This is a genomic window from Streptomyces sp. NPDC047853 (assembly GCF_043204535.1).
Lineage (GTDB): Bacteria > Actinomycetota > Actinomycetes > Streptomycetales > Streptomycetaceae > Streptomyces.
The window spans coordinates 773,484-791,233 of sequence record NZ_JBIDCI010000001.1; the positions used below are offsets into that span (position 1 = coordinate 773,484).

The 17,750-nt window shown below is 69.5% G+C and carries 20 protein-coding genes; 14 read left to right on the top strand and 6 right to left on the bottom strand.

Annotated features, from left to right (window positions below; genetic code table 11):
* Positions 1-232 precede the first annotated feature (232 nt).
* From ACGF5T_RS03600 to ACGF5T_RS03645, 10 genes are all read left to right on the top strand, one after another.
* On the top strand, positions 233-667 hold the full coding sequence (locus tag ACGF5T_RS03600; protein ID WP_366766151.1) for a hypothetical protein: 435 nt from the start codon (positions 233-235) through the stop codon (positions 665-667).
* A gap of 210 nt (positions 668-877) precedes the next feature.
* Positions 878-1,717, top strand: a complete 840-nt coding sequence (atpB, locus tag ACGF5T_RS03605; protein ID WP_356604590.1) for a F0F1 ATP synthase subunit A — start codon at positions 878-880, stop codon at positions 1,715-1,717.
* A 77-nt stretch (positions 1,718-1,794) separates the two neighbouring features.
* On the top strand, positions 1,795-2,016 hold the full coding sequence (gene atpE, locus ACGF5T_RS03610) for an ATP synthase F0 subunit C (RefSeq protein ID WP_366766152.1): 222 nt from the start codon (positions 1,795-1,797) through the stop codon (positions 2,014-2,016).
* Positions 2,017-2,057: 41 nt separating this feature from the next.
* Positions 2,058-2,618, top strand: a complete 561-nt coding sequence (locus tag ACGF5T_RS03615; protein ID WP_356604592.1) for a F0F1 ATP synthase subunit B — start codon at positions 2,058-2,060, stop codon at positions 2,616-2,618.
* A gap of 5 nt (positions 2,619-2,623) precedes the next feature.
* Positions 2,624-3,439 (top strand): F0F1 ATP synthase subunit delta, encoded by an 816-nt coding sequence (locus ACGF5T_RS03620; protein WP_356604746.1) that lies wholly within the window; start codon positions 2,624-2,626, stop codon positions 3,437-3,439.
* 160 nt (positions 3,440-3,599) lie between these two features.
* Positions 3,600-5,189, top strand: a complete 1,590-nt coding sequence (atpA, locus tag ACGF5T_RS03625) for a F0F1 ATP synthase subunit alpha (RefSeq protein ID WP_356604594.1) — start codon at positions 3,600-3,602, stop codon at positions 5,187-5,189.
* Between the two features lie 21 nt (positions 5,190-5,210).
* Positions 5,211-6,128, top strand: a complete 918-nt coding sequence (locus ACGF5T_RS03630) for a F0F1 ATP synthase subunit gamma (protein ID WP_356604596.1) — start codon at positions 5,211-5,213, stop codon at positions 6,126-6,128.
* On the top strand, positions 6,128-7,576 hold the full coding sequence (atpD, locus tag ACGF5T_RS03635; protein WP_366766153.1) for a F0F1 ATP synthase subunit beta: 1,449 nt from the start codon (positions 6,128-6,130) through the stop codon (positions 7,574-7,576). The genes ACGF5T_RS03630 and atpD overlap by 1 nt, the downstream gene beginning before the upstream one ends.
* A gap of 130 nt (positions 7,577-7,706) precedes the next feature.
* On the top strand, positions 7,707-8,081 hold the full coding sequence (locus ACGF5T_RS03640; protein WP_271320396.1) for a F0F1 ATP synthase subunit epsilon: 375 nt from the start codon (positions 7,707-7,709) through the stop codon (positions 8,079-8,081).
* A 142-nt stretch (positions 8,082-8,223) separates the two neighbouring features.
* The gene (locus tag ACGF5T_RS03645) at positions 8,224-8,670 is read left to right on the top strand and encodes a DUF2550 domain-containing protein (protein WP_356604600.1); all 447 of its coding nucleotides are present in this window, start codon (positions 8,224-8,226) and stop codon (positions 8,668-8,670) included.
* Between the two features lie 58 nt (positions 8,671-8,728).
* Here ACGF5T_RS03645 and ACGF5T_RS03650 read toward each other — a convergent pair whose 3' ends face one another.
* The 3 genes from ACGF5T_RS03650 to ACGF5T_RS03660 all read right to left on the bottom strand — a co-directional run bounded on the left by ACGF5T_RS03650 (position 8,729) and on the right by ACGF5T_RS03660 (position 12,509).
* Positions 8,729-10,552: a glycoside hydrolase family 18 chitinase gene (locus tag ACGF5T_RS03650; RefSeq protein WP_356604602.1), complete on the bottom strand. Its 1,824-nt coding sequence runs from the start codon at positions 10,550-10,552 to the stop codon at positions 8,729-8,731.
* A 122-nt stretch (positions 10,553-10,674) separates the two neighbouring features.
* The gene (locus ACGF5T_RS03655) at positions 10,675-11,316 is read right to left on the bottom strand and encodes a response regulator transcription factor (protein WP_356604604.1); all 642 of its coding nucleotides are present in this window, start codon (positions 11,314-11,316) and stop codon (positions 10,675-10,677) included.
* Positions 11,313-12,509 carry a histidine kinase gene (locus ACGF5T_RS03660; protein ID WP_366766154.1) on the bottom strand — a complete coding sequence of 399 codons (1,197 nt, stop codon included), beginning with the start codon at positions 12,507-12,509 and terminating at the stop codon, positions 11,313-11,315. Before ACGF5T_RS03660 ends, ACGF5T_RS03655 begins: the two co-directional genes overlap by 4 nt.
* Before the next feature lie 152 nt (positions 12,510-12,661).
* On the opposite strand from ACGF5T_RS03660, the gene ACGF5T_RS03665 reads away from it, so the two are divergent.
* Positions 12,662-13,297, top strand: a complete 636-nt coding sequence (locus ACGF5T_RS03665) for a hypothetical protein (RefSeq protein ID WP_361016690.1) — start codon at positions 12,662-12,664, stop codon at positions 13,295-13,297.
* On the opposite strand, the gene ACGF5T_RS03670 is transcribed toward ACGF5T_RS03665, so the two are convergent.
* The 3 genes from ACGF5T_RS03670 to ACGF5T_RS03680 are packed head-to-tail and all read right to left on the bottom strand — an operon-like array spanning position 13,294 to position 15,472.
* Positions 13,294-13,866, bottom strand: a complete 573-nt coding sequence (locus tag ACGF5T_RS03670; RefSeq protein WP_356604610.1) for a cob(I)yrinic acid a,c-diamide adenosyltransferase — start codon at positions 13,864-13,866, stop codon at positions 13,294-13,296. The two genes, ACGF5T_RS03665 and ACGF5T_RS03670, sit on opposite strands and share 4 nt — an antisense overlap.
* 13 nt (positions 13,867-13,879) lie before the next feature.
* Complete coding sequence (locus ACGF5T_RS03675) at positions 13,880-14,629, bottom strand: ABC transporter permease (protein WP_366766155.1); 750 nt, start codon at positions 14,627-14,629, stop codon at positions 13,880-13,882.
* Positions 14,630-14,689: 60 nt separating this feature from the next.
* Positions 14,690-15,472: an ATP-binding cassette domain-containing protein gene (locus ACGF5T_RS03680; protein ID WP_366766156.1), complete on the bottom strand. Its 783-nt coding sequence runs from the start codon at positions 15,470-15,472 to the stop codon at positions 14,690-14,692.
* A gap of 79 nt (positions 15,473-15,551) precedes the next feature.
* Here ACGF5T_RS03680 and ACGF5T_RS03685 point away from each other — a divergent pair, with 79 nt between their 5' ends.
* The 3 genes from ACGF5T_RS03685 to ACGF5T_RS03695 all read left to right on the top strand — a co-directional run bounded on the left by ACGF5T_RS03685 (position 15,552) and on the right by ACGF5T_RS03695 (position 17,679).
* Positions 15,552-16,193, top strand: coding sequence for a TetR/AcrR family transcriptional regulator (locus tag ACGF5T_RS03685; RefSeq protein ID WP_356604616.1), 642 nt, complete (start codon positions 15,552-15,554; stop codon positions 16,191-16,193).
* A gap of 136 nt (positions 16,194-16,329) precedes the next feature.
* The gene (locus tag ACGF5T_RS03690) at positions 16,330-17,178 is read left to right on the top strand and encodes a 3-hydroxyacyl-CoA dehydrogenase family protein (protein WP_366766157.1); all 849 of its coding nucleotides are present in this window, start codon (positions 16,330-16,332) and stop codon (positions 17,176-17,178) included.
* A 177-nt stretch (positions 17,179-17,355) separates the two neighbouring features.
* Complete coding sequence (locus ACGF5T_RS03695; protein WP_003973611.1) at positions 17,356-17,679, top strand: STAS domain-containing protein; 324 nt, start codon at positions 17,356-17,358, stop codon at positions 17,677-17,679.
* The last annotated feature ends 71 nt before the right edge of the window (positions 17,680-17,750 follow it).

Genomic DNA, 17,750 nt, shown 5'->3' on the forward strand with positions numbered 1-17,750 from the left:
CAAGTGGGCGCAGTGACTGCACAGACGCGCACTGTCACTCTCATGTGTGACAGCAAGCACACCCACAGGTAAAGACCTCATCAAATAGTTTGTGATACGGTTCACGAGAACCCCCGGGTAGAGCCTAAGGACCGTAGTGCGACGGTCTCTTGGCCGTCAGGACCTCGTTCGGCCCGGGACTACGCTCGTCCATGACGACACCCTGCCCCCTGTGAAAAGCGGAGTTGCCGCCATGCCGTCCAATGACGTCCGGACCTTGCTTCAGGCTGCCGTGCCCACGGCTGCCGTCGGCGCAGTAGCCGCCGTCGTCAGCGTCGTGGTCGCCGGCGGCAAGGGAGCGGTCGGAGCCGTCGTCGCGACCGTGGTGGCGATGCTGTTCATGGGGATCGGTCTCTACGTCCTGCAGCGCACCGCCAAATCGCTTCCGCACCTTTTCCAGGCGATGGGCCTGATGCTCTACGCGGCACAGATCCTGCTGCTGTTCATCTTCCTGGCCGCGTTCAAGAACACGACGCTGTTCCACCCCCGGTCCTTCGCGATCACCCTGGTCGTCGTCACGCTCGCGTGGATCGCCGCGCAGACGCGGGCGCACATGAAGGCCAAGATTCTCTACGTCGAGCCCGAGTCTTCGAGCGAAAAGCCCGAAAAGACGGGCCGCTCGTCGTGAGGGGTAGGGCCGGGATAAAGAGGCATGTGAAGTCCTGCTATCGTCCGGTGCCAACTGCGGCATCGCGGGCGCGGGCATCCACGCTGACGCCTGCTCATTCGCGAGGCGAGATGCCCCACAGCCGCCCCCACACCCGTAACACCAGTCCCGTGCCGAACAGCGGTCACGCGCCGCGCCGACACAACGAGGTTGCCGTACCCATGCGCCACGATGAAGGAGCCCGCGGTGAGTGCTGACCCGACGCAGGTGCTCGCCTTCGAGACCGACTGCCACCTGTTCGACGGGTGTGGCTTCCCGGCTCCCGGCCTGCACTCGTTCCTCTTCGAGCCGCTCTGGGGCAACGCAGACGGCAACGGCCTTTACTTCAACAAGCCGATGCTGCTCGCCCTGCTCGGCTCCATCATCATCGTGGGCTTCTTCTGGGCCGCCTTCAGCAAGCCGAAGGTCGTCCCGGGCAAGCTCCAGATGGTCGCCGAAGCCGGCTACGACTTCATCCGCCGCGGCGTCGTCTACGAGACCATCGGCAAGAAGGAAGGCGAGAAGTACGTCCCGCTGGTCGTCTCGCTCTTCTTCTTCATCTGGATGATGAACCTCTGGTCGATCATCCCGGTCGCCCAGTTCCCGGTGACGTCGATCATCGCCTACCCCGCCGGTATGGCTCTGATCGTCTACATCCTGTGGGTCTCGCTCACCTTCAAGCGTCACGGCTTCGTCGGCTTCTTCAAGAACGTGACGGGCTACGACAAGTCGCTCGGCCCGGTGCTCCCGCTGGCCATGACGATCGAGTTCTTCTCGAACCTGATCGTCCGCCCGTTCACGCACGCCGTCCGACTCTTCGCGAACATGTTCGCGGGGCACACGCTGCTTCTGCTGTTCACGATCGCCACCTGGTACATGCTCAACGGCATCGGCATCGCCTACGCCGGTGTCTCGTTCGTGATGGTCATCGTGATGACGGCCTTCGAACTCTTCATCCAGGCGGTTCAGGCCTACGTGTTCGTCCTGCTGACCTGCACCTTCATCCAGGGCGCGCTCGCCGAGCACCACTGAGCATCCCCGCCCCTCGAACACCCCCAGTCGTCCGGTGGCCAACCCCCACCGGTCCGTAAAGAGAAGGAAGAACAAGCATGTCCAACCTTGCTGCTGTCACCGGTGACCTCGGTTCCGTCGGTTACGGTCTCGCGGCCATCGGCCCGGGCGTCGGCGTTGGCATCATCTTCGGTCACGGCACCCAGGCCCTCGCCCGTCAGCCCGAGGCTGCCGGCCTCATCCGCGCCAACCAGATCCTGGGCTTCGCCTTCTGTGAGGCGCTCGCCCTGATCGGTCTCGTCATGCCGTTCGTCTACTAAGACGAACCTGACGACCGTCCCTTTCGACGAAAGGCACTGATGTGACATCCGCCCTGGTTTTCCTGGCGGCTGAGGGGGAGAAGGAAAATCCCCTCATTCCGCCGTGGCCGGAAGTTGTCATCGGCCTCATCGCTTTCGTCATCGTCTTCGGCTTCCTCGCCAAGAAGCTGCTCCCGAACATCAACAAGGTTCTGGAAGAGCGTCGCGAGGCCATCGAAGGCGGTATCGAGAAGGCCGAGGCCGCGCAGACCGAGGCCCAGAGCGTCCTTGAGCAGTACAAGGCCCAGCTCGCCGAGGCCCGGCACGAGGCCGCGCGCCTGCGCCAGGAGGCGCAGGAGCAGGGCGCCACGCTCATCGCGGAGATGCGCGCGGAAGGCCAGCGGCAGCGTGAGGAGATCATCGCCGCCGGTCACGCCCAGATCCAGGCCGACCGCAAGGCCGCCGCGTCCGCGCTGCGCCAGGACGTCGGACAGCTGGCCACTCAGCTGGCCGGCAAGCTCGTCGGCGAGTCCCTCGAGGACCACGCCCGGCAGAGCCGTGTCATCGACCGCTTCCTGGACGAGCTGGACGACAAGGCGACGACGGCCGAGGCAACCCGATGAGTGGGATGCACGGAGCGAGCCGCGAGGCTCTTGCCGCCGCACGTGAGCGTCTCGACGCGCTGACGGACTCCACGTCCGTGGACGCCGGATCGCTCGCCGACGAGCTGGCCGCCGTCACCGCGCTGCTCCACCGCGAGGTGTCGCTGCGTCGGGTCCTCACCGACCCGGCGCAGGGCGGCGAGGCCAAGGCCGAGCTCGCCCAGCGACTGCTCGGCAACCAGGTCAGCGGCCCCGCCGTCGACCTGGTGTCCGGAATGGTGCGTTCCCGCTGGTCGCAGTCCCGCGACCTGGTGGACGCGCTGGAGGAGCTGGCGAGCACCGCCGACCTCACCGCGGCCCAGAAGCGGGGCCGGCTCGACAGCGTCGAGGACGAGCTGTTCCGGTTCGGCCGGATCGTCTCCTCGAACACCGAGCTGCGCGCCGCGCTGACCAACCGCTCGGCCACCACCTCGGCCAAGGGCGAGCTGCTGCGCAGCCTGCTCGGCGGCCGGGCGGAGGCGACGACCGAGCGTCTGGTGACGCGCCTTGTCACCGCGCCGCGGGGACGTAGCCTGGAGACGGGACTCGAGTCCCTGTCCAAGCTCGCCGCGGACCGGCGGGACCGGATGGTCGCCGTCGTCACCTCGGCGGTGCCGCTGAGCGACACGCAGAAGCAGCGCCTCGGCGCGGCCCTCGCGAGGATCTACGGCCGCCCGATGCACCTCAACCTGGACGTGGACCCCGAGGTCCTCGGCGGGATCCGGGTGCAGGTCGGTGACGAGGTCATCAACGGCTCCATCGCGGACCGTCTGGAGGACGCCGGCCGCCGCATGGCGAGCTGACGACCCCGCGCGACAACAGCACGACAAGCAGTAGCAGTACGTACTTACGACGGCCCTGGTTGGGCCGTGCAGAGGATTCACCTCTCATTGGGGGGAGTCCCGACTCGTGGAATACCCCCAAGTGAAACTTCGGGCCCAACAAGGAGAGCAGGGAACTCAGATGGCGGAGCTCACGATCCGGCCGGAGGAGATCCGGGACGCACTGGAGAACTTCGTCCAGTCGTACAAGCCGGACGCGGCCTCGCGCGAGGAGGTCGGTACGGTCACCGTCGCCGGCGACGGCGTCGCGAAGGTCGAGGGTCTTCCCTCGGCCATGGCCAACGAACTGCTGAAGTTCGAGGACGGCACCCTCGGCCTCGCCCTCAACCTCGAGGAGCGCGAGATCGGTTGCGTCATCCTCGGTGAGTTCAGCGGTGTCGAGGAGGGCCAGCCGGTCACCCGCACCGGCGAGGTTCTGTCGGTCGCCGTGGGCGAGGGCTACCTCGGCCGCGTGGTCGACCCCCTCGGCACCCCGATCGACGGCCTCGGTGAGATCGAGACCCAGGGCCGCCGCGCCCTCGAACTGCAGGCCCCCACGGTCATGCAGCGCAAGTCGGTGCACGAGCCCATGGAGACGGGCTACAAGGCCGTCGACGCCATGACCCCGATCGGCCGTGGTCAGCGCCAGCTGATCATCGGCGACCGCCAGACCGGCAAGACCGCCCTGGCCGTCGACACGATCATCAACCAGCGCGACAACTGGCGCACCGGCGACCCGAACAAGCAGGTCCGCTGCATCTACGTCGCCATCGGCCAGAAGGGCTCCACCATCGCGTCGGTCCGCCGCGCGCTGGAGGAGAACGGCGCGCTGGAGTACACGACCATCGTGGCCGCCCCCGCGTCCGACCCGGCCGGCTTCAAGTACCTGGCGCCGTACACCGGCTCGGCCATCGGCCAGCAGTGGATGTACGAGGGCAAGCACGTCCTGATCATCTTCGACGACCTGTCGAAGCAGGCCGACGCCTACCGCGCCGTGTCGCTGCTGCTGCGCCGCCCGCCGGGCCGCGAGGCCTACCCGGGTGACGTCTTCTACCTGCACTCCCGTCTGCTGGAGCGCTGCGCGAAGCTCTCCGACGCCGAGGGCGCCGGTTCGATGACGGGTCTGCCGATCGTCGAGACCAAGGCCAACGACGTGTCGGCGTTCATCCCGACCAACGTCATCTCCATCACCGACGGCCAGTGCTTCCTGGAGTCCGACCTGTTCAACGCCGGTCAGCGTCCGGCCCTGAACGTCGGTATCTCGGTCTCCCGCGTCGGTGGCTCCGCCCAGCACAAGGCCATGAAGCAGGTCTCCGGCCGACTGCGCGTGGACCTCGCCCAGTTCCGTGAGCTGGAGGCGTTCGCCGCCTTCGGTTCCGACCTGGACGCCGCGTCGAAGGCGCAGCTGGAGCGCGGTCAGCGCATGGTCGAGCTGCTGAAGCAGGACCAGTACCAGCCGATGTCCACCGAAGACCAGGTCGTCTCCGTCTGGGCCGGCACCACCGGCAAGATGGACGAGGTGCCGGTCGCCGACATCCGCCGCTTCGAGAAGGAGCTCCTGGAGTACCTGCACCGCAAGGAGCAGGGCCTCATGACCTCCATCCGCGAGGGCGGCAAGATGTCCGACGACACCCTGCAGGCCGTCGCCGAGGCCATCGCGGCGTTCAAGAAGCAGTTCGAGACATCGGACGGCAAGCTGCTCGGCGAGGACGCCCCGTCCGCCGCCAAGTGACGTAAGGAAGGGACCTGACTCATGGGAGCCCAGCTCCGGGTCTACAAGCGTCGCATCCGATCCGTCACCGCGACCAAGAAGATCACCAAGGCGATGGAGATGATCGCCGCCTCGCGCGTCGTCAAGGCGCAGCGCAAGGTGGCGGCCTCCACGCCGTACGCGCAGGAACTGACCCGCGCGGTCACGGCGGTCGGTACCGGGTCGAACACGAAGCACCCGCTGACCACGGAGGCGGACAACCCGACCCGTGCCGCGGTTCTGCTCCTCACGAGCGACCGCGGCCTGGCCGGCGCCTTCAACTCCAACGCCATCAAGGCGGCGGAGCAGCTGACCGAGCGCCTCGAGCGCGAGGGCAAGCAGGTCGAGACGTTCATCGTCGGCCGTCGCGGTCTGGCCCACTACAACTTCCGTGAGCGCAAGGTCGCGGAGTCGTTCACGGGCTTCACCGACGAGCCCTCGTACACGGACGCCAAGAAGATCGCGGCGCCGCTGATCGAGGCGATCGAGAAGGACCCGGCGGAGGGCGGCGTGGACGAGCTCCACATCGTCTACACCGAGTTCGTCTCGATGATGACGCAGACGGCGATCGACGCCCGGCTGCTTCCGCTGCGCCTCGAAGAGGTGGCGCAGGAGTCGACGGCGAAGGACGAGATCCTCCCGCTGTTCGACTTCGAGCCGTCGGCGGAGGACGTCCTCGACGCCCTGCTGCCGCGCTACGTCGAGAGCCGTATCTACAACGCGCTGCTGCAGTCGGCCGCTTCCAAGCACGCCGCCACGCGGCGCGCGATGAAGTCGGCCACCGACAACGCGGGCGAGCTGATCAACACGCTCTCCCGTCTTGCCAACGCGGCCCGCCAGGCCGAAATCACCCAGGAAATCAGCGAGATCGTCGGTGGCGCGAGCGCACTGGCCGACGCGACCGCGGGGAGTGACAACTAATGACCACCACTGTTGAGCCGACCGCTGCGTCGGGCGTGGCCACCGGCCGCGTCGCGCGGGTCATCGGCCCGGTCGTCGACGTGGAGTTCCCCGTCGACGCGATGCCGGAGATCTACAACGCCCTCCACGTCGAGGTCGCCGACCCGGCGAAGGCGGGCGAGCTGAAGACGCTGACCCTGGAGGTCGCCCAGCACCTGGGTGACGGCCTGGTCCGCACCATCTCCATGCAGCCCACCGACGGCCTGGTCCGCCAGGCCCCGGTGACCGACACGGGCTCGGCCATCTCGGTGCCCGTCGGCGACTTCACCAAGGGCAAGGTGTTCAACACCCTCGGCGAGGTGCTGAACGTCGACGAGACCTACACCGGTGAGCGCTGGCCGATCCACCGCAAGGCCCCGGGCTTCGACGAGCTCGAGTCGAAGACCGAGATGTTCGAGACCGGCGTCAAGGTCATCGACCTGCTGACCCCGTACGTCAAGGGCGGCAAGATCGGTCTGTTCGGCGGCGCCGGCGTGGGCAAGACGGTGCTCATCCAGGAGATGATCTACCGCGTCGCCAACAACCACGACGGTGTCTCCGTGTTCGCCGGTGTCGGCGAGCGCACCCGTGAGGGCAACGACCTCATCGACGAGATGAGCGAGTCCGGCGTCATCGACAAGACCGCGCTGGTCTTCGGTCAGATGGACGAGCCGCCGGGCACCCGTCTGCGCGTCGCGCTGGCCGGCCTGACCATGGCCGAGTACTTCCGTGACGTCCAGAAGCAGGACGTGCTGTTCTTCATCGACAACATCTTCCGCTTCACGCAGGCCGGTTCCGAGGTCTCGACCCTGCTCGGCCGCATGCCCTCCGCGGTGGGCTACCAGCCGAACCTGGCCGACGAGATGGGTCTCCTCCAGGAGCGCATCACCTCGACCCGCGGTCACTCGATCACCTCGATGCAGGCGATCTACGTCCCCGCGGACGACCTGACCGACCCGGCCCCGGCCACCACGTTCGCCCACCTCGACGCGACGACGGTGCTTTCCCGTCCGATCTCCGAGAAGGGCATCTACCCGGCCGTGGACCCGCTGGACTCCGTGTCCCGCATCCTCGACCCGCGGTACATCGCGGCGGACCACTACCAGGCCGCGATGCGCGTGAAGAGCATCCTGCAGAAGTACAAGGACCTGCAGGACATCATCGCGATCCTCGGTATCGACGAGCTGGGCGAGGAGGACAAGCTCGTCGTCCACCGTGCCCGTCGCGTGGAGCGCTTCCTGTCCCAGAACACCCACGTCGCCAAGCAGTTCACCGGCGTGGACGGTTCGGACGTGCCGCTGGACGAGTCGATCGCCGCGTTCAACTCGATCTGCGACGGTGAGTACGACCACTTCCCGGAGCAGGCGTTCTTCATGTGCGGTGGTATCGAGGACCTGAAGAAGAACGCGAAGGAGCTGGGCGTCTCCTGAGCCTCGTGCTCGACGTGGGCCTCACGGCCCACACCGGAGGGGGCGGGCACGTCCCGTCCCCTCCGTCACGCCCTTTAGACTTGTAACCAACACCCGGCTCTCCCGCCGGGTGGTGACCCGAGGAGCCACCTTGGCTGCTGAGCTGCACGTCGCGCTGGTCGCGGCCGACCGAGAGGTCTGGTCCGGCGAGGCCACCCTGGTCGTCGCGCGCACCACGTCCGGCGACATCGGCGTCATGCCCGGTCACCAGCCGCTGCTCGGTGTGCTGGAGTCGGGCCCGGTGACCATCCGTACGAGTGACGGTGGGACGGTCGTCGCCGCGGTGCACGGCGGTTTCATCTCGTTCGCGGACGACAAGCTGTCGCTGCTGGCCGAGATCGCCGAGCTGTCGGACGAGATCGACGTTCAGCGCGCCGAGCGGGAGCTCGAGCGCGCGAAGGCGGAGGGCGACGCCCACGCCGAGCGTCGCGCGGACGTCCGACTGCGCGCGGCGGCGGGACGCTGATCCACAGCACTGTGCGATAGCGTCGTGCTATGACGTCACTCAGCCGCGGCTGGGACCGGAGCGATCCGGACCCGGCCGCGGCTGAGGCAGATCCGGGTGTTTTTTCCGTTCCGTTACCTAGGAGACGAGGAGGTCGGTGTCGATGGTCCTCGCTCTGACTGTGTGCGGAATTGTCGTCGCCGTGGTGGTGATCGGACTCTTCGTCTTCGGTCTGCGCCGGCGGCTGATCCAGCGCTCCGGCGGCACCTTCGACTGCTCCCTGCGCTGGGACGCCCCCGAGGAGGGCGACGCCGGCGGCAAGGGCTGGTCCTACGGCGTGGCCCGCTACAACGGCGACCGGATCGAGTGGTACCGCGTCTTCTCGTACTCCCCGCGCCCGCGCCGCGTCCTGGAGCGCTCGGCGATCGAGGTGGCCGGCCGCCGGGTACCGGACGGCGAGGAGGAGCTGGCGCTGCTCTCGGACGCGGTCGTGCTCGCCTGCGTCCACCGGGAGACGCGGCTCGAACTGGCGATGAGCGAGGACGCGCTGACCGGATTCCTCGCGTGGCTGGAGGCGGCCCCGCCCGGGCAGCGGGTGAACGTGGCGTAGCGACGTGCACCCTCCCCCGGACGTCCGGAGGAGGGTGCACGTCGCTCGGTCGTACGGGTCAGTTCAGACCGCTGTTGATGGCGCTCACCAGCTCGCCGTTCGCGGTGTCACCGCTGAACTCCCAGAAGAAGGCGCCGCCCAGGCCCTGGTTCTTGGCCCAGGTCATCTTGCCCGCGATGGTCGACGGGGTGTCGTAGGACCACCACTGGTTGCCGCAGTGGGCGTACGCCGTGCCGGCGACCGTGCCGGTGACGGGGCAGGCGTTCTTCAGGACCTTGTAGTCCTCGATGCCGGCCTCGTAGGTGCCGGGTGCCGCGCCGGTCGCCGTGCCGCCGGGGGCGGACTGGGTGACGCCGGTCCAGCCGCGGCCGTAGAAGCCGATGCCGAGCAGGAGCTTGGCGGCCGGCACGCCCTTGGCCTTGAGCTTGGCGATCGCGTCCGCGGAGTTGAAGCCCGCGGTCGGGATGCCGGAGTACGAGGTCAGCGGGGAGTGCGGGGCGGTCGGGCCGGTGGTGGCCCAGGCGCCGAAGTAGTCGTAGGTCATCACGTTGTACCAGTCGAGGTACTGGGACGCGCCGCCGTAGTCGGCCGCGTCGATCTTGCCGCCGGCGGAGCCGTCCGCCGTGATGGCGGCGGTGACCAGGTAGTCGGAGCCGAACTCGTTGCGCAGCGCCTGGGAGAGGTTCCGGAAGGCCGCGGGACCGGAGGTGTCGCAGGTCAGGCCGCAGGCGTTCGGGTACTCCCAGTCGATGTCGATGCCGTCGAAGACGTCGGCCCAGCGCGGGTCCTCCACCACGGCCTTGCAGGACTTGGCGAACGCCGCCGCGTTCTGCGCGGCCTGGCCGAAGCCGCCGGAGTAGGTCCAGCCGCCGAAGGAGTACAGCACCTTGATGTGCGGGTACTTGGCCTTCAGCTGGCGCAGCTGGTTGAAGTTGCCGCGCAGCGGCTGGTCCCAGGTGTCGGCGGTGCCGCTGACGGACTGGTCGGCGGTGTAGGCCTTCTCGTACGCGGCGAAGGTGTCGTCGACGGTGCACTGACCGTTCTTGACGTTGCCGAACGCGTAGTTGATGTGGGTGATCTTGGAGGCGGAGCCGGAGGTCACCAGGTTCTTGACGTGGTAGTTGCGCCCGTAGACGCCCCACTCGGTGAAGTAGCCGAGGTTGACCTTGCCGCCCGGGCCGGGCTCGCCTCCGCCGCCGCCGGTGGTGCGGACCTTGACGGCGCCGCTGGCCGGGCCGGTCTGGTCGGCGGTGTCGCGGGCCTGGACGGTGTACGAGTAGTCGGTGCCCTTGGTCAGCCCGGTGTTGGTGTAGGTGGTGCCGGTGACGGTGGCGACCTTGGCGCCGTCGCGCAGGACGTCGTAGTTCTTGACGCCCTTGTCGTCGGTCGCCGCCGACCAGGACAGCTTCACCGAGGTGTCGGTGACGTCCGAGGCGGTGGGCGTGCCGGGGGCGGAGGGGGCGGCGTCGCCGGGGGTGGAACCGCCGGTACAGCTGCCGCCGTTGAGCTTGCAGTTGGAGGGGGATCCCGGGCCGCTGCCGTTGAAGCCGAAGGAGACCGAGGCGCCGGGGGCGAGCGTCCCGTTCCAGCCGACGTTCTTGGCGGTCCAGTGGTCACCGGAGTTGGTGACCGTGGCGTCCCAGGCGGAGGTGACCTTGGTACCGGAGGGGAAGTCCCACTCGACGGTCCAGGAGTTGAGGGTGGTGGTGCCGGTGTTCTTCACCGTCCAGTTGCCGCCGAAGCCCGTGCCCCAGTCCGAGGTCTTGGCGAAGGTGGCCGTCGCGCTCGTCGCGGCCTGGGCCGGACTCGCGAGGCCCACCAGACCGGCCAGCGGGAGCGACAGGGTCGCGAGCAGTGCCGCGGCTCTGTGTCTGAAGCGCATGCTGCGCCTCCTTATGTGGGGTTGTCGGCGCGGGCCGACTGAGCCATCGGCCCGCAGTGCCGCGAGAATAGAAAGGTCTGGACCTTAGGTCAATAGGTCTGGACCAGTGTCCCGATGGCCCGTTAGATCCCCAACTCCTGCGCGAGCATCGCCGCTTGCACCCGGCTGCGCAGTCCCAGCTTGCCGAGCAGGCGGCTGACGTGCGTCTTCACCGTGGCCTCGGCCATGTTCAGACGGGCCGCGATCTCGGCGTTGGGCAGCCCCTCGCCGAGACACGACAGCACTTCCCGCTCGCGCCGGGTCAGCTCCTCCAGGACCGCCGGGTCGGCGCTCGACTCCCGCACCGGCTTGGCGGCGAACTCGGCGATCAGACGCCGGGTGACGGCCGGGGCGACGATCCCCTCACCGTTCGCCACCGTGCGCACGGCCGTGAGCAGGTCCTTCGCCTCGGTGTTCTTGAGCAGGAAGCCGGCGGCTCCCGCCCGCAGCGCCCCGAAGACGTACTCGTCCAGGTCGAAGGTGGTCAGCACCAGGACGTCGGCCAGCCCCTCGCCGACCACCGTCCGGGTCGCCGACACCCCGTCCAGGCGGGGCATCTGCACGTCCATCAGCACCAGGTCCGGCCGCAGTTCCCGGGCCAGCGCCACCGCCCGCTCGCCGTCCGCGGCCTCCCCGACCACCTCGATGTCCGGGGCGCTGCCCAGGATCAGCACCAGTCCGGCCCGGACGGCGGACTGGTCCTCGGCGACGAGGACGCGGATCATGTCGGGTCTCCTTCGGTCAGCGGCAGGGCGGCGCGCACGTCCCAGATCTTGCCGCCCGCCGAGTCGGGGTCCGCGACCGGCCCGGCCTCGAAGGTGCCGTGCAGCAGCGCGGCCCGCTCCCGCATGCCGACCAGGCCGGCACCCGACCCGGGGGCGCGCGGGGTGTCGCCGTCGCCGTACGGGCTGGTCACCCGGACCCGCAGGACGCCGTCGTGCCGGGTGAGCCCGACCCGTACCGTCCCCCGCGCGGCGTGCTTGAGGGCGTTGGTGAGGGACTCCTGCACGATCCGGTACGCCGCCAGCTCGACCGGCGCGGGCAGTCCCTCGCCGGGCGCCGCCTCCAGGACGACGTCGAGCCCGTTGGCGCGGGCACCCTCGACCAGGGCGGTGAGGCCGTCCAGGGTGGGGGCCGCGGCCGGTTCGGTGTCCCCGCCGGTGTCCCGCAGGATGCCGATCAGCCGCCGCATCTCGGCCAGCCCCTCGACGCTGTTCTCGCGGATGACGCCGAGCGCCTGCCGGGTGGTCGCCGGGTCGTCCAGGGAGAGCGCGGCGGTGGAGTGGATGGCGATCGCGGAGAGGTGGTTGGCGACCATGTCGTGCAGCTCGCGTGCCATCCGGGAGCGCTCCGCGGTCACCGCCTGCACCCGGTCCATCTCGGCCAGCAGCGCCGTCTGCTCGGCCCGCAGCCGGGCGGCGTCGGCGGCCTCGCGGTGGCTGCGCACGATCAGCCCGGTGGATGCGGGCGCGAAGGACACGATGCCGACGGCCACCCCGATCAGCAGCGCCTCGGGCACCCGCCACACGGCGAACGGCACCAGCGTCGCGGCCACGGTGAGCAACCCGGTGATCCACGGGATGCGGCGGGCCGAGGCGGGCGGGCCGTACAGGACGGCGGCGTACATCACGTCGGTGTACATGATCACCGTGACCAGGCTGCCCTGGGTGACGGTGTCCGCGGTCAGCGCGGCGGTGCCGATCAGCAGGCCGGTGCGGGGCGCGGTGCGCCGCAGCAGCTCGCAGCCCGCCATGACCGCGAGGGGGACCAGCAGCGGCCAGCCGCCGTCGAACAGCACGATCGGCTCGTCGGCCGGGCGGACACCCAGGCCGATGCCCCACAGCAGCAGCCCGCCCAGCAGGCCCGCCGACGCGGCGTACACGTCGAAGCGGTGCGGGCGGGGGAGTCGTACGGCCATGCCACCATCCAACACGGCCCGGGCCCCGCCCGCCTGATCCCGCGGGAGGGTCCCGTACTGCATCTTTCGATGTAGGCGGGATTCGTCACCGGCGACGACGATCCGGGCCGCCGCGCACGGGAGCCTGGAAGGGCGATCGAGAGGAGCGAACCGTGATCGTCACTTTGATCATCGTCTGCGAGATCGGCTTCTGGGTCCTGCTGGCGGCCGGACTGGCCACCCGCTACCTGTTGCGGATGCCGCGCACGGGCATGGCACTGCTGCTGTGCGAACCGCTGCTGGAGGTCGTGCTGCTGGTCGTCACCGCGCTGGACCTCAAGAACGGCGCCGACCCGAGCTGGAAGCACGGCCTGGCCGCCCTGTACATCGGGTACACCGTCGGCCACGGCCACCGCACCGTGAAGTGGCTCGACGGCCACGCCGCCCACCGCCTCGGCGGCGCCCCGAAGCCGGCCGGACCGCCGCGCTACGGCATGGCCCGCGCCCGGCACGAGGGCACGGTGTGGCTCGGCACGCTGCTCGCCGCCGCGGTGGCGACCGGGCTGCTCCGGCTCGCCATGTGGTACGTCGACGACCCGAGCCGCACCGGCTCCCTGGAGAGCTGGCAGTACACCGCCTGGCGCGCCGCCGGCATCCACGGCCTGATCGCGCTGACGTACGCGATCTGGCCGAAGAAGGCACCGGCCGAGGAGCGCCCCGAAGGGGCGCGGGGAACGGCGCGACCAGCCACGGCGGAGCCGCTGACGAACGACGGCGCCGGCCCCCGGCACACCGGGCGGAGCGTCTAGCGCTCCCCGCCCGGCACCCACAGCACGTCCCCGACCTCCTTGTTGGCCACCCGGGCCAGGATGAAGAGCAGGTCGGAGAGCCGGTTGAGGTAGGTCGCGGCGAGCGGGTTCATCGTCTCGCCGTGCACCTCCAGCGCCGCCCAGGTGGAGCGCTCGGCCCGGCGGACCACCGTGCACGCCTGGTGCAGCAGGGCCGCGCCGGGCGTCCCGCCGGGCAGGATGAAGGAGCGGAGCTTCTCCACCTCGGCCAGGAAGCGGTCGCAGTCCGCCTCCAGCTTGTCGACGTAGAACTGCTCGACCCGCAGCGGCGGGTACTCGGGGTTCTCCACCACCGGCGTCGACAGGTCCGCGCCCACGTCGAAGAGGTCGTTCTGCACGCGGACGAGGACCTTGACGACCTCCTCGTGCAGGCCGCCGAGGGCGATCGCCGTGCCGATCACCGCGTTCGCCTCGTTGGCGTCGGCGTACGCGGAGATCCTCAGGTCGGTCTTGGGGGTCCGGCTCATGTCACCGAGGGCGGTGGTGCCCTGGTCGCCGGTCCGGGTGTAGATGCGCGTCAGGTTGACCATGGGGCCAGCGTAGTTACGCCCCGGCGGTACGGAAGACGCGTGTGCCCACCGTCACGGCCGCCGCGGCGAGGGGGACGGCGACCAGCACGCCGTAGAGCATGTGCGCCGTCGCATAGCTGCCGGCGTAGGCGTCCCGCATCGCGTCGACCAGGTAGCGGAACGGCATCAGGTGCGAGAGCACGTCCAGCCAGGCCGGCCCCAGGGTCATCGGGAGCATCAGCCCGGACAGCAGCATCGACGGCATGGTCAGCGCGTTGACGGTGGGCCCGAACTGCCCCGGCGTACGGACCCTCATCGCCAGCGCGTACGACAGCGACGCCAGCGAGACGGTGAGCAGGGCGACGAACACGAACCCGACGAGCACGCCGGGCAGGGGCGCGCGCAGGCCCATCACCAGCGCGGCCAGCACCAGCAGGACCGCCTGGAAGACGAAGACCGTGGCGTCCCGCAGCACCCTGCCCAGCAGCAGCGCCAGACGGCTGACCGGCGTGACCCGCATGCGCTCGACCACACCCTGGCCGTTCTCGACGATGATCGAGAAGCCCGCGAAGGAGGCGCCGAACAAGGCGAGTTGGAGGAGCAGTCCGGGGACCAGCACCTGCCACGAACTGCCCTGCCCGCCGAGCGGCAGGTCGGTCAGCAGAGGGCCGAAGAAGAGCAGGTACAGCAGCGGCATCAGCACGCCGAAGAGCAGCGCGAGCCGGGAGCGCAGGGACTGGCGCAGGTAGCGGCCGTAGATGAGAGCGGTGTCGTGGAGCAGCATCGGGATCCTCGGGGCGTGCGGGGCGTGCGGGGCGTCGGGACGGGCGCAGGCGTACGGGGGCTATACGGCGGCGGGGGCGGCGTCGGCGGGGGTGGCGCTGCGGCCGGTGACGGCGAGGAAGGTGTCCTGGAGCGAGGCGTCGAGCGAGCCGCCGTACTCCAGCTTCAGTGCGCCGGGGGTGCCCTCGGCCGCCACCACGCCCCGGTCCACGACCACCAGGCGGTCGGAGAGGGCGTCGGCCTCGTCGAGGTAGTGCGTGGTGAGGAAGACGGTGGTGCCGTGCTCGTCGCGCAGCCGTCGGACCAGATCCCAGAGGTCGGCGCGGCTGCCCGGGTCGAGGCCGGTCGTCGGCTCGTCCAGGAAGAGCACCGCCGGACGGTGCGTGAGCGCCATCGCGATGTCCAGCCGGCGCCGCTGGCCGCCGGAGAGCGTGCCGCACCTGCGGTCGAGGAACTCGGTGAGGTCCAGGTCGCGGGCGAGTTCCCCGGCGCGCTCGACGGCCCGCGCCTTGGACAACCGGTACAGGCGGCCCTGGGTGACCAGCTCCTCCCGCACGGTGACCTGCGCGTCCACCCCGCCCGACTGCGCCACGTAGCCGCAGACCCGGCGGACCGCCGCCGGGTCGGTCACCAGGTCGTGGCCGGCGACGGTGGCCGCGCCGCCGGTGGGGGCGAGCAGCGTGGTGAGCATCCGGAGGGTGGTGGTCTTGCCGGCGCCGTTGGGGCCCAGGAAGCCGAGGATCTCGCCCGCGCGGACGGACAGGTCGATGCCCCGCACCGCCTCGACCGGCCCGTGCTTCGTCGCGAACGTGCGGGCGAGGCCGGCCGTGCTGATGATTGCCATGGCCCCAGAAAAACAGAGTCACTGAAATTTTGCAACGACTCCAAGTTTTCAGTGGGCCCAGCGAAGCTAGGATGCGGAGATGGCCGAGGGACTCAGGGAACGGAAGAAGCGGCAGACCCGGCAGTACATCTCCGATGTCGCCACGGGCCTGTTCCTGGAACGCGGATTCGAGACAGTGACCGTGGCGGAGGTCGCGGACGCGGCGAACGTCTCCGTCAACACCGTCTACAACTACTTCCCGGCCAAGGAGGACCTCTTCCTCGACCGCACCAAGGGCGTCGTCGACCGGCTCTCCCGCTGGGTCCGCGGGCGGCGCGACGGGGAGTCGGCGGCGCGGGCCGTGCTGCGCGAACTGCGCGAGGAGGTCGAGTCGGTCTCGCCGCGCCTCGGCCTGATGGACGGCTACGCGGCGTTCATGCGGGTCATCCAGGACTCGCCCGCGCTGCGCTCCCGCATGTGGGCGATCGGCCAGGAGGTGCTCCTCGACCTGGAGCGGACCCTGCGCGAGGAGGCCGGCGGCACGGACGACGACGTGACGCCCGCCCTGATGGCCGGCCAGATCAACTGGCTGCACGGCACGGTCGTCGCGACCATCGGACAGCGCATGCTCGCCGGCGGCCGGCCGTCGCAGGTCTCCCGCGAGGTGCTCCTGCTGCTGGACGAGATGGAGGAGCTGTTGAGCGAGAAGGTGCTCAACTACGCCGTACGGGGCGCGGCCTGACACCCGGATGACACACCCCGGTGTGATGTCCGTCATCTGAGACGTGACGCGCGTTACTAACCGGTCACACAGCCCCTCACGGCCGCTAATCTCCGGCCGAGAGAAGAGAAACAGCGCGTATCAGGGGAGTCGCACAGTGGCACGGAAGCTCGCCGTCATCGGAGCCGGTCTCATGGGGTCCGGCATCGCCCAGGTCTCCGCCCAGGCGGGCTGGGAGGTCGTCCTGCGCGACGTCACCGACGAGGCGCTCCGGCGCGGCACCGACGGCATCAGGACCTCGTACGACAGGTTCGTCGCCAAGGGGAAGCTCTCCGCCGACGACGCCGAGGCCGCCCTCGCCCGCATCACCGCCACCACCGACCTGGACGCGGTCGCCGACGCGGACGTCGTCGTCGAGGCAGTCTTCGAGAAGCTCGAGGTCAAGCACGAGATCTTCCGCGCGCTCGACAAGCTGGTGAAGGACGGGGCGATCCTCGCGTCCAACACCTCCGCCATCCCGATCACCAAGATCGCGGCCGTGACGGAGCGCCCCGAGCGCGTCGTCGGCACCCACTTCTTCTCACCGGTCCCGATGATGCAGCTGTGCGAGTTGGTGCGCGGCTACAAGACCAGTGACGAAACGCTCGCCACCGCACGGGAGTTCGCCGAGTCCACCGGCAAGACCTGCATCGTCGTCAACCGCGACGTCGCCGGCTTCGTGACCACCCGCCTCATCTCCGCCCTCGTCGTCGAGGCCGCGAAGCTGTACGAGTCGGGCGTCGCCACCGCCGAGGACATCGACCTCGCCTGCAAGCTGGGCTTCGGCCACGCCATGGGACCGCTGGCCACCGCCGACCTGACGGGCGTCGACATCCTGCTGCACGCCACCGGCAACATCTACACCGAGTCCCAGGACGAGAAGTTCGCCCCGCCGGAGCTGATGCGCCGGATGGTGGACGCCGGTGACATCGGCCGCAAGAGCGGGCAGGGCTTCTACAAGCACTGAGTCGCACCAGCCCCGGGAAACGTCACACGCCGGGGTGAATTCGGTATCGGTTCGCTTACAGGCGGCAACCTCCGATCGTTTCGGCCAGTCAGAGGTTGCAACACCTGATACCGCGAGAGATCACACCGAGCATCGAAGAAACGCAGAGACGACGAAGACGCATCCCGGGGAGCGCATATGCACATCAGGGGCGACCACGTCGAGCTGGTCGTCGGGGGCCGCCTCGACGTCCGCAGCGCGGCGGACGCCCGTACGGTCCTGCACTCGGCCGTCGACGACGGAGTCGGCGACCTCGTGCTGGACCTGTCCGAACTGGACTCCTGGGACGCCACCGGACTCGGCGTGATCATGGGAGCCCACCGACGGGCCGGCCGCTGCGGCCGGCGACTGGTGCTGCGCGGCGTACCACCGCAGATGCAGCGCCTGCTGGTGGCCACCCGGCTGCACCGGATCCTGGCCATCGAGGGCGGCATCGGCGTGGAGACCCTGCCCAGGGTGTGACGTCGGCGTCCGGCGGGCGCGGGGGTGGGCGAAGACCCGGACACCGCTCGGTGAATCGCCCGACACACGCA

Coding starts and splice junctions, on each gene's coding strand:
- ACGF5T_RS03600 (WP_366766151.1), top strand. CDS start 233: ATGCCGTCCAATGACGTCCGGACCTTGCTTCAGGCTGCCGTGCCCACG.
- atpB (WP_356604590.1), top strand. CDS start 878: ATGAAGGAGCCCGCGGTGAGTGCTGACCCGACGCAGGTGCTCGCCTTC.
- atpE (WP_366766152.1), top strand. CDS start 1,795: ATGTCCAACCTTGCTGCTGTCACCGGTGACCTCGGTTCCGTCGGTTAC.
- ACGF5T_RS03620 (WP_356604746.1), top strand. CDS start 2,624: ATGCACGGAGCGAGCCGCGAGGCTCTTGCCGCCGCACGTGAGCGTCTC.
- atpA (WP_356604594.1), top strand. CDS start 3,600: ATGGCGGAGCTCACGATCCGGCCGGAGGAGATCCGGGACGCACTGGAG.
- ACGF5T_RS03630 (WP_356604596.1), top strand. CDS start 5,211: ATGGGAGCCCAGCTCCGGGTCTACAAGCGTCGCATCCGATCCGTCACC.
- atpD (WP_366766153.1), top strand. CDS start 6,128: ATGACCACCACTGTTGAGCCGACCGCTGCGTCGGGCGTGGCCACCGGC.
- ACGF5T_RS03645 (WP_356604600.1), top strand. CDS start 8,224: ATGGTCCTCGCTCTGACTGTGTGCGGAATTGTCGTCGCCGTGGTGGTG.
- ACGF5T_RS03650 (WP_356604602.1), bottom strand. CDS start 10,552: ATGCGCTTCAGACACAGAGCCGCGGCACTGCTCGCGACCCTGTCGCTC.
- ACGF5T_RS03655 (WP_356604604.1), bottom strand. CDS start 11,316: ATGATCCGCGTCCTCGTCGCCGAGGACCAGTCCGCCGTCCGGGCCGGA.
- ACGF5T_RS03660 (WP_366766154.1), bottom strand. CDS start 12,509: ATGGCCGTACGACTCCCCCGCCCGCACCGCTTCGACGTGTACGCCGCG.
- ACGF5T_RS03670 (WP_356604610.1), bottom strand. CDS start 13,866: ATGGTCAACCTGACGCGCATCTACACCCGGACCGGCGACCAGGGCACC.
- ACGF5T_RS03675 (WP_366766155.1), bottom strand. CDS start 14,629: ATGCTGCTCCACGACACCGCTCTCATCTACGGCCGCTACCTGCGCCAG.
- ACGF5T_RS03680 (WP_366766156.1), bottom strand. CDS start 15,472: ATGGCAATCATCAGCACGGCCGGCCTCGCCCGCACGTTCGCGACGAAG.
- ACGF5T_RS03685 (WP_356604616.1), top strand. CDS start 15,552: ATGGCCGAGGGACTCAGGGAACGGAAGAAGCGGCAGACCCGGCAGTAC.
- ACGF5T_RS03695 (WP_003973611.1), top strand. CDS start 17,356: ATGCACATCAGGGGCGACCACGTCGAGCTGGTCGTCGGGGGCCGCCTC.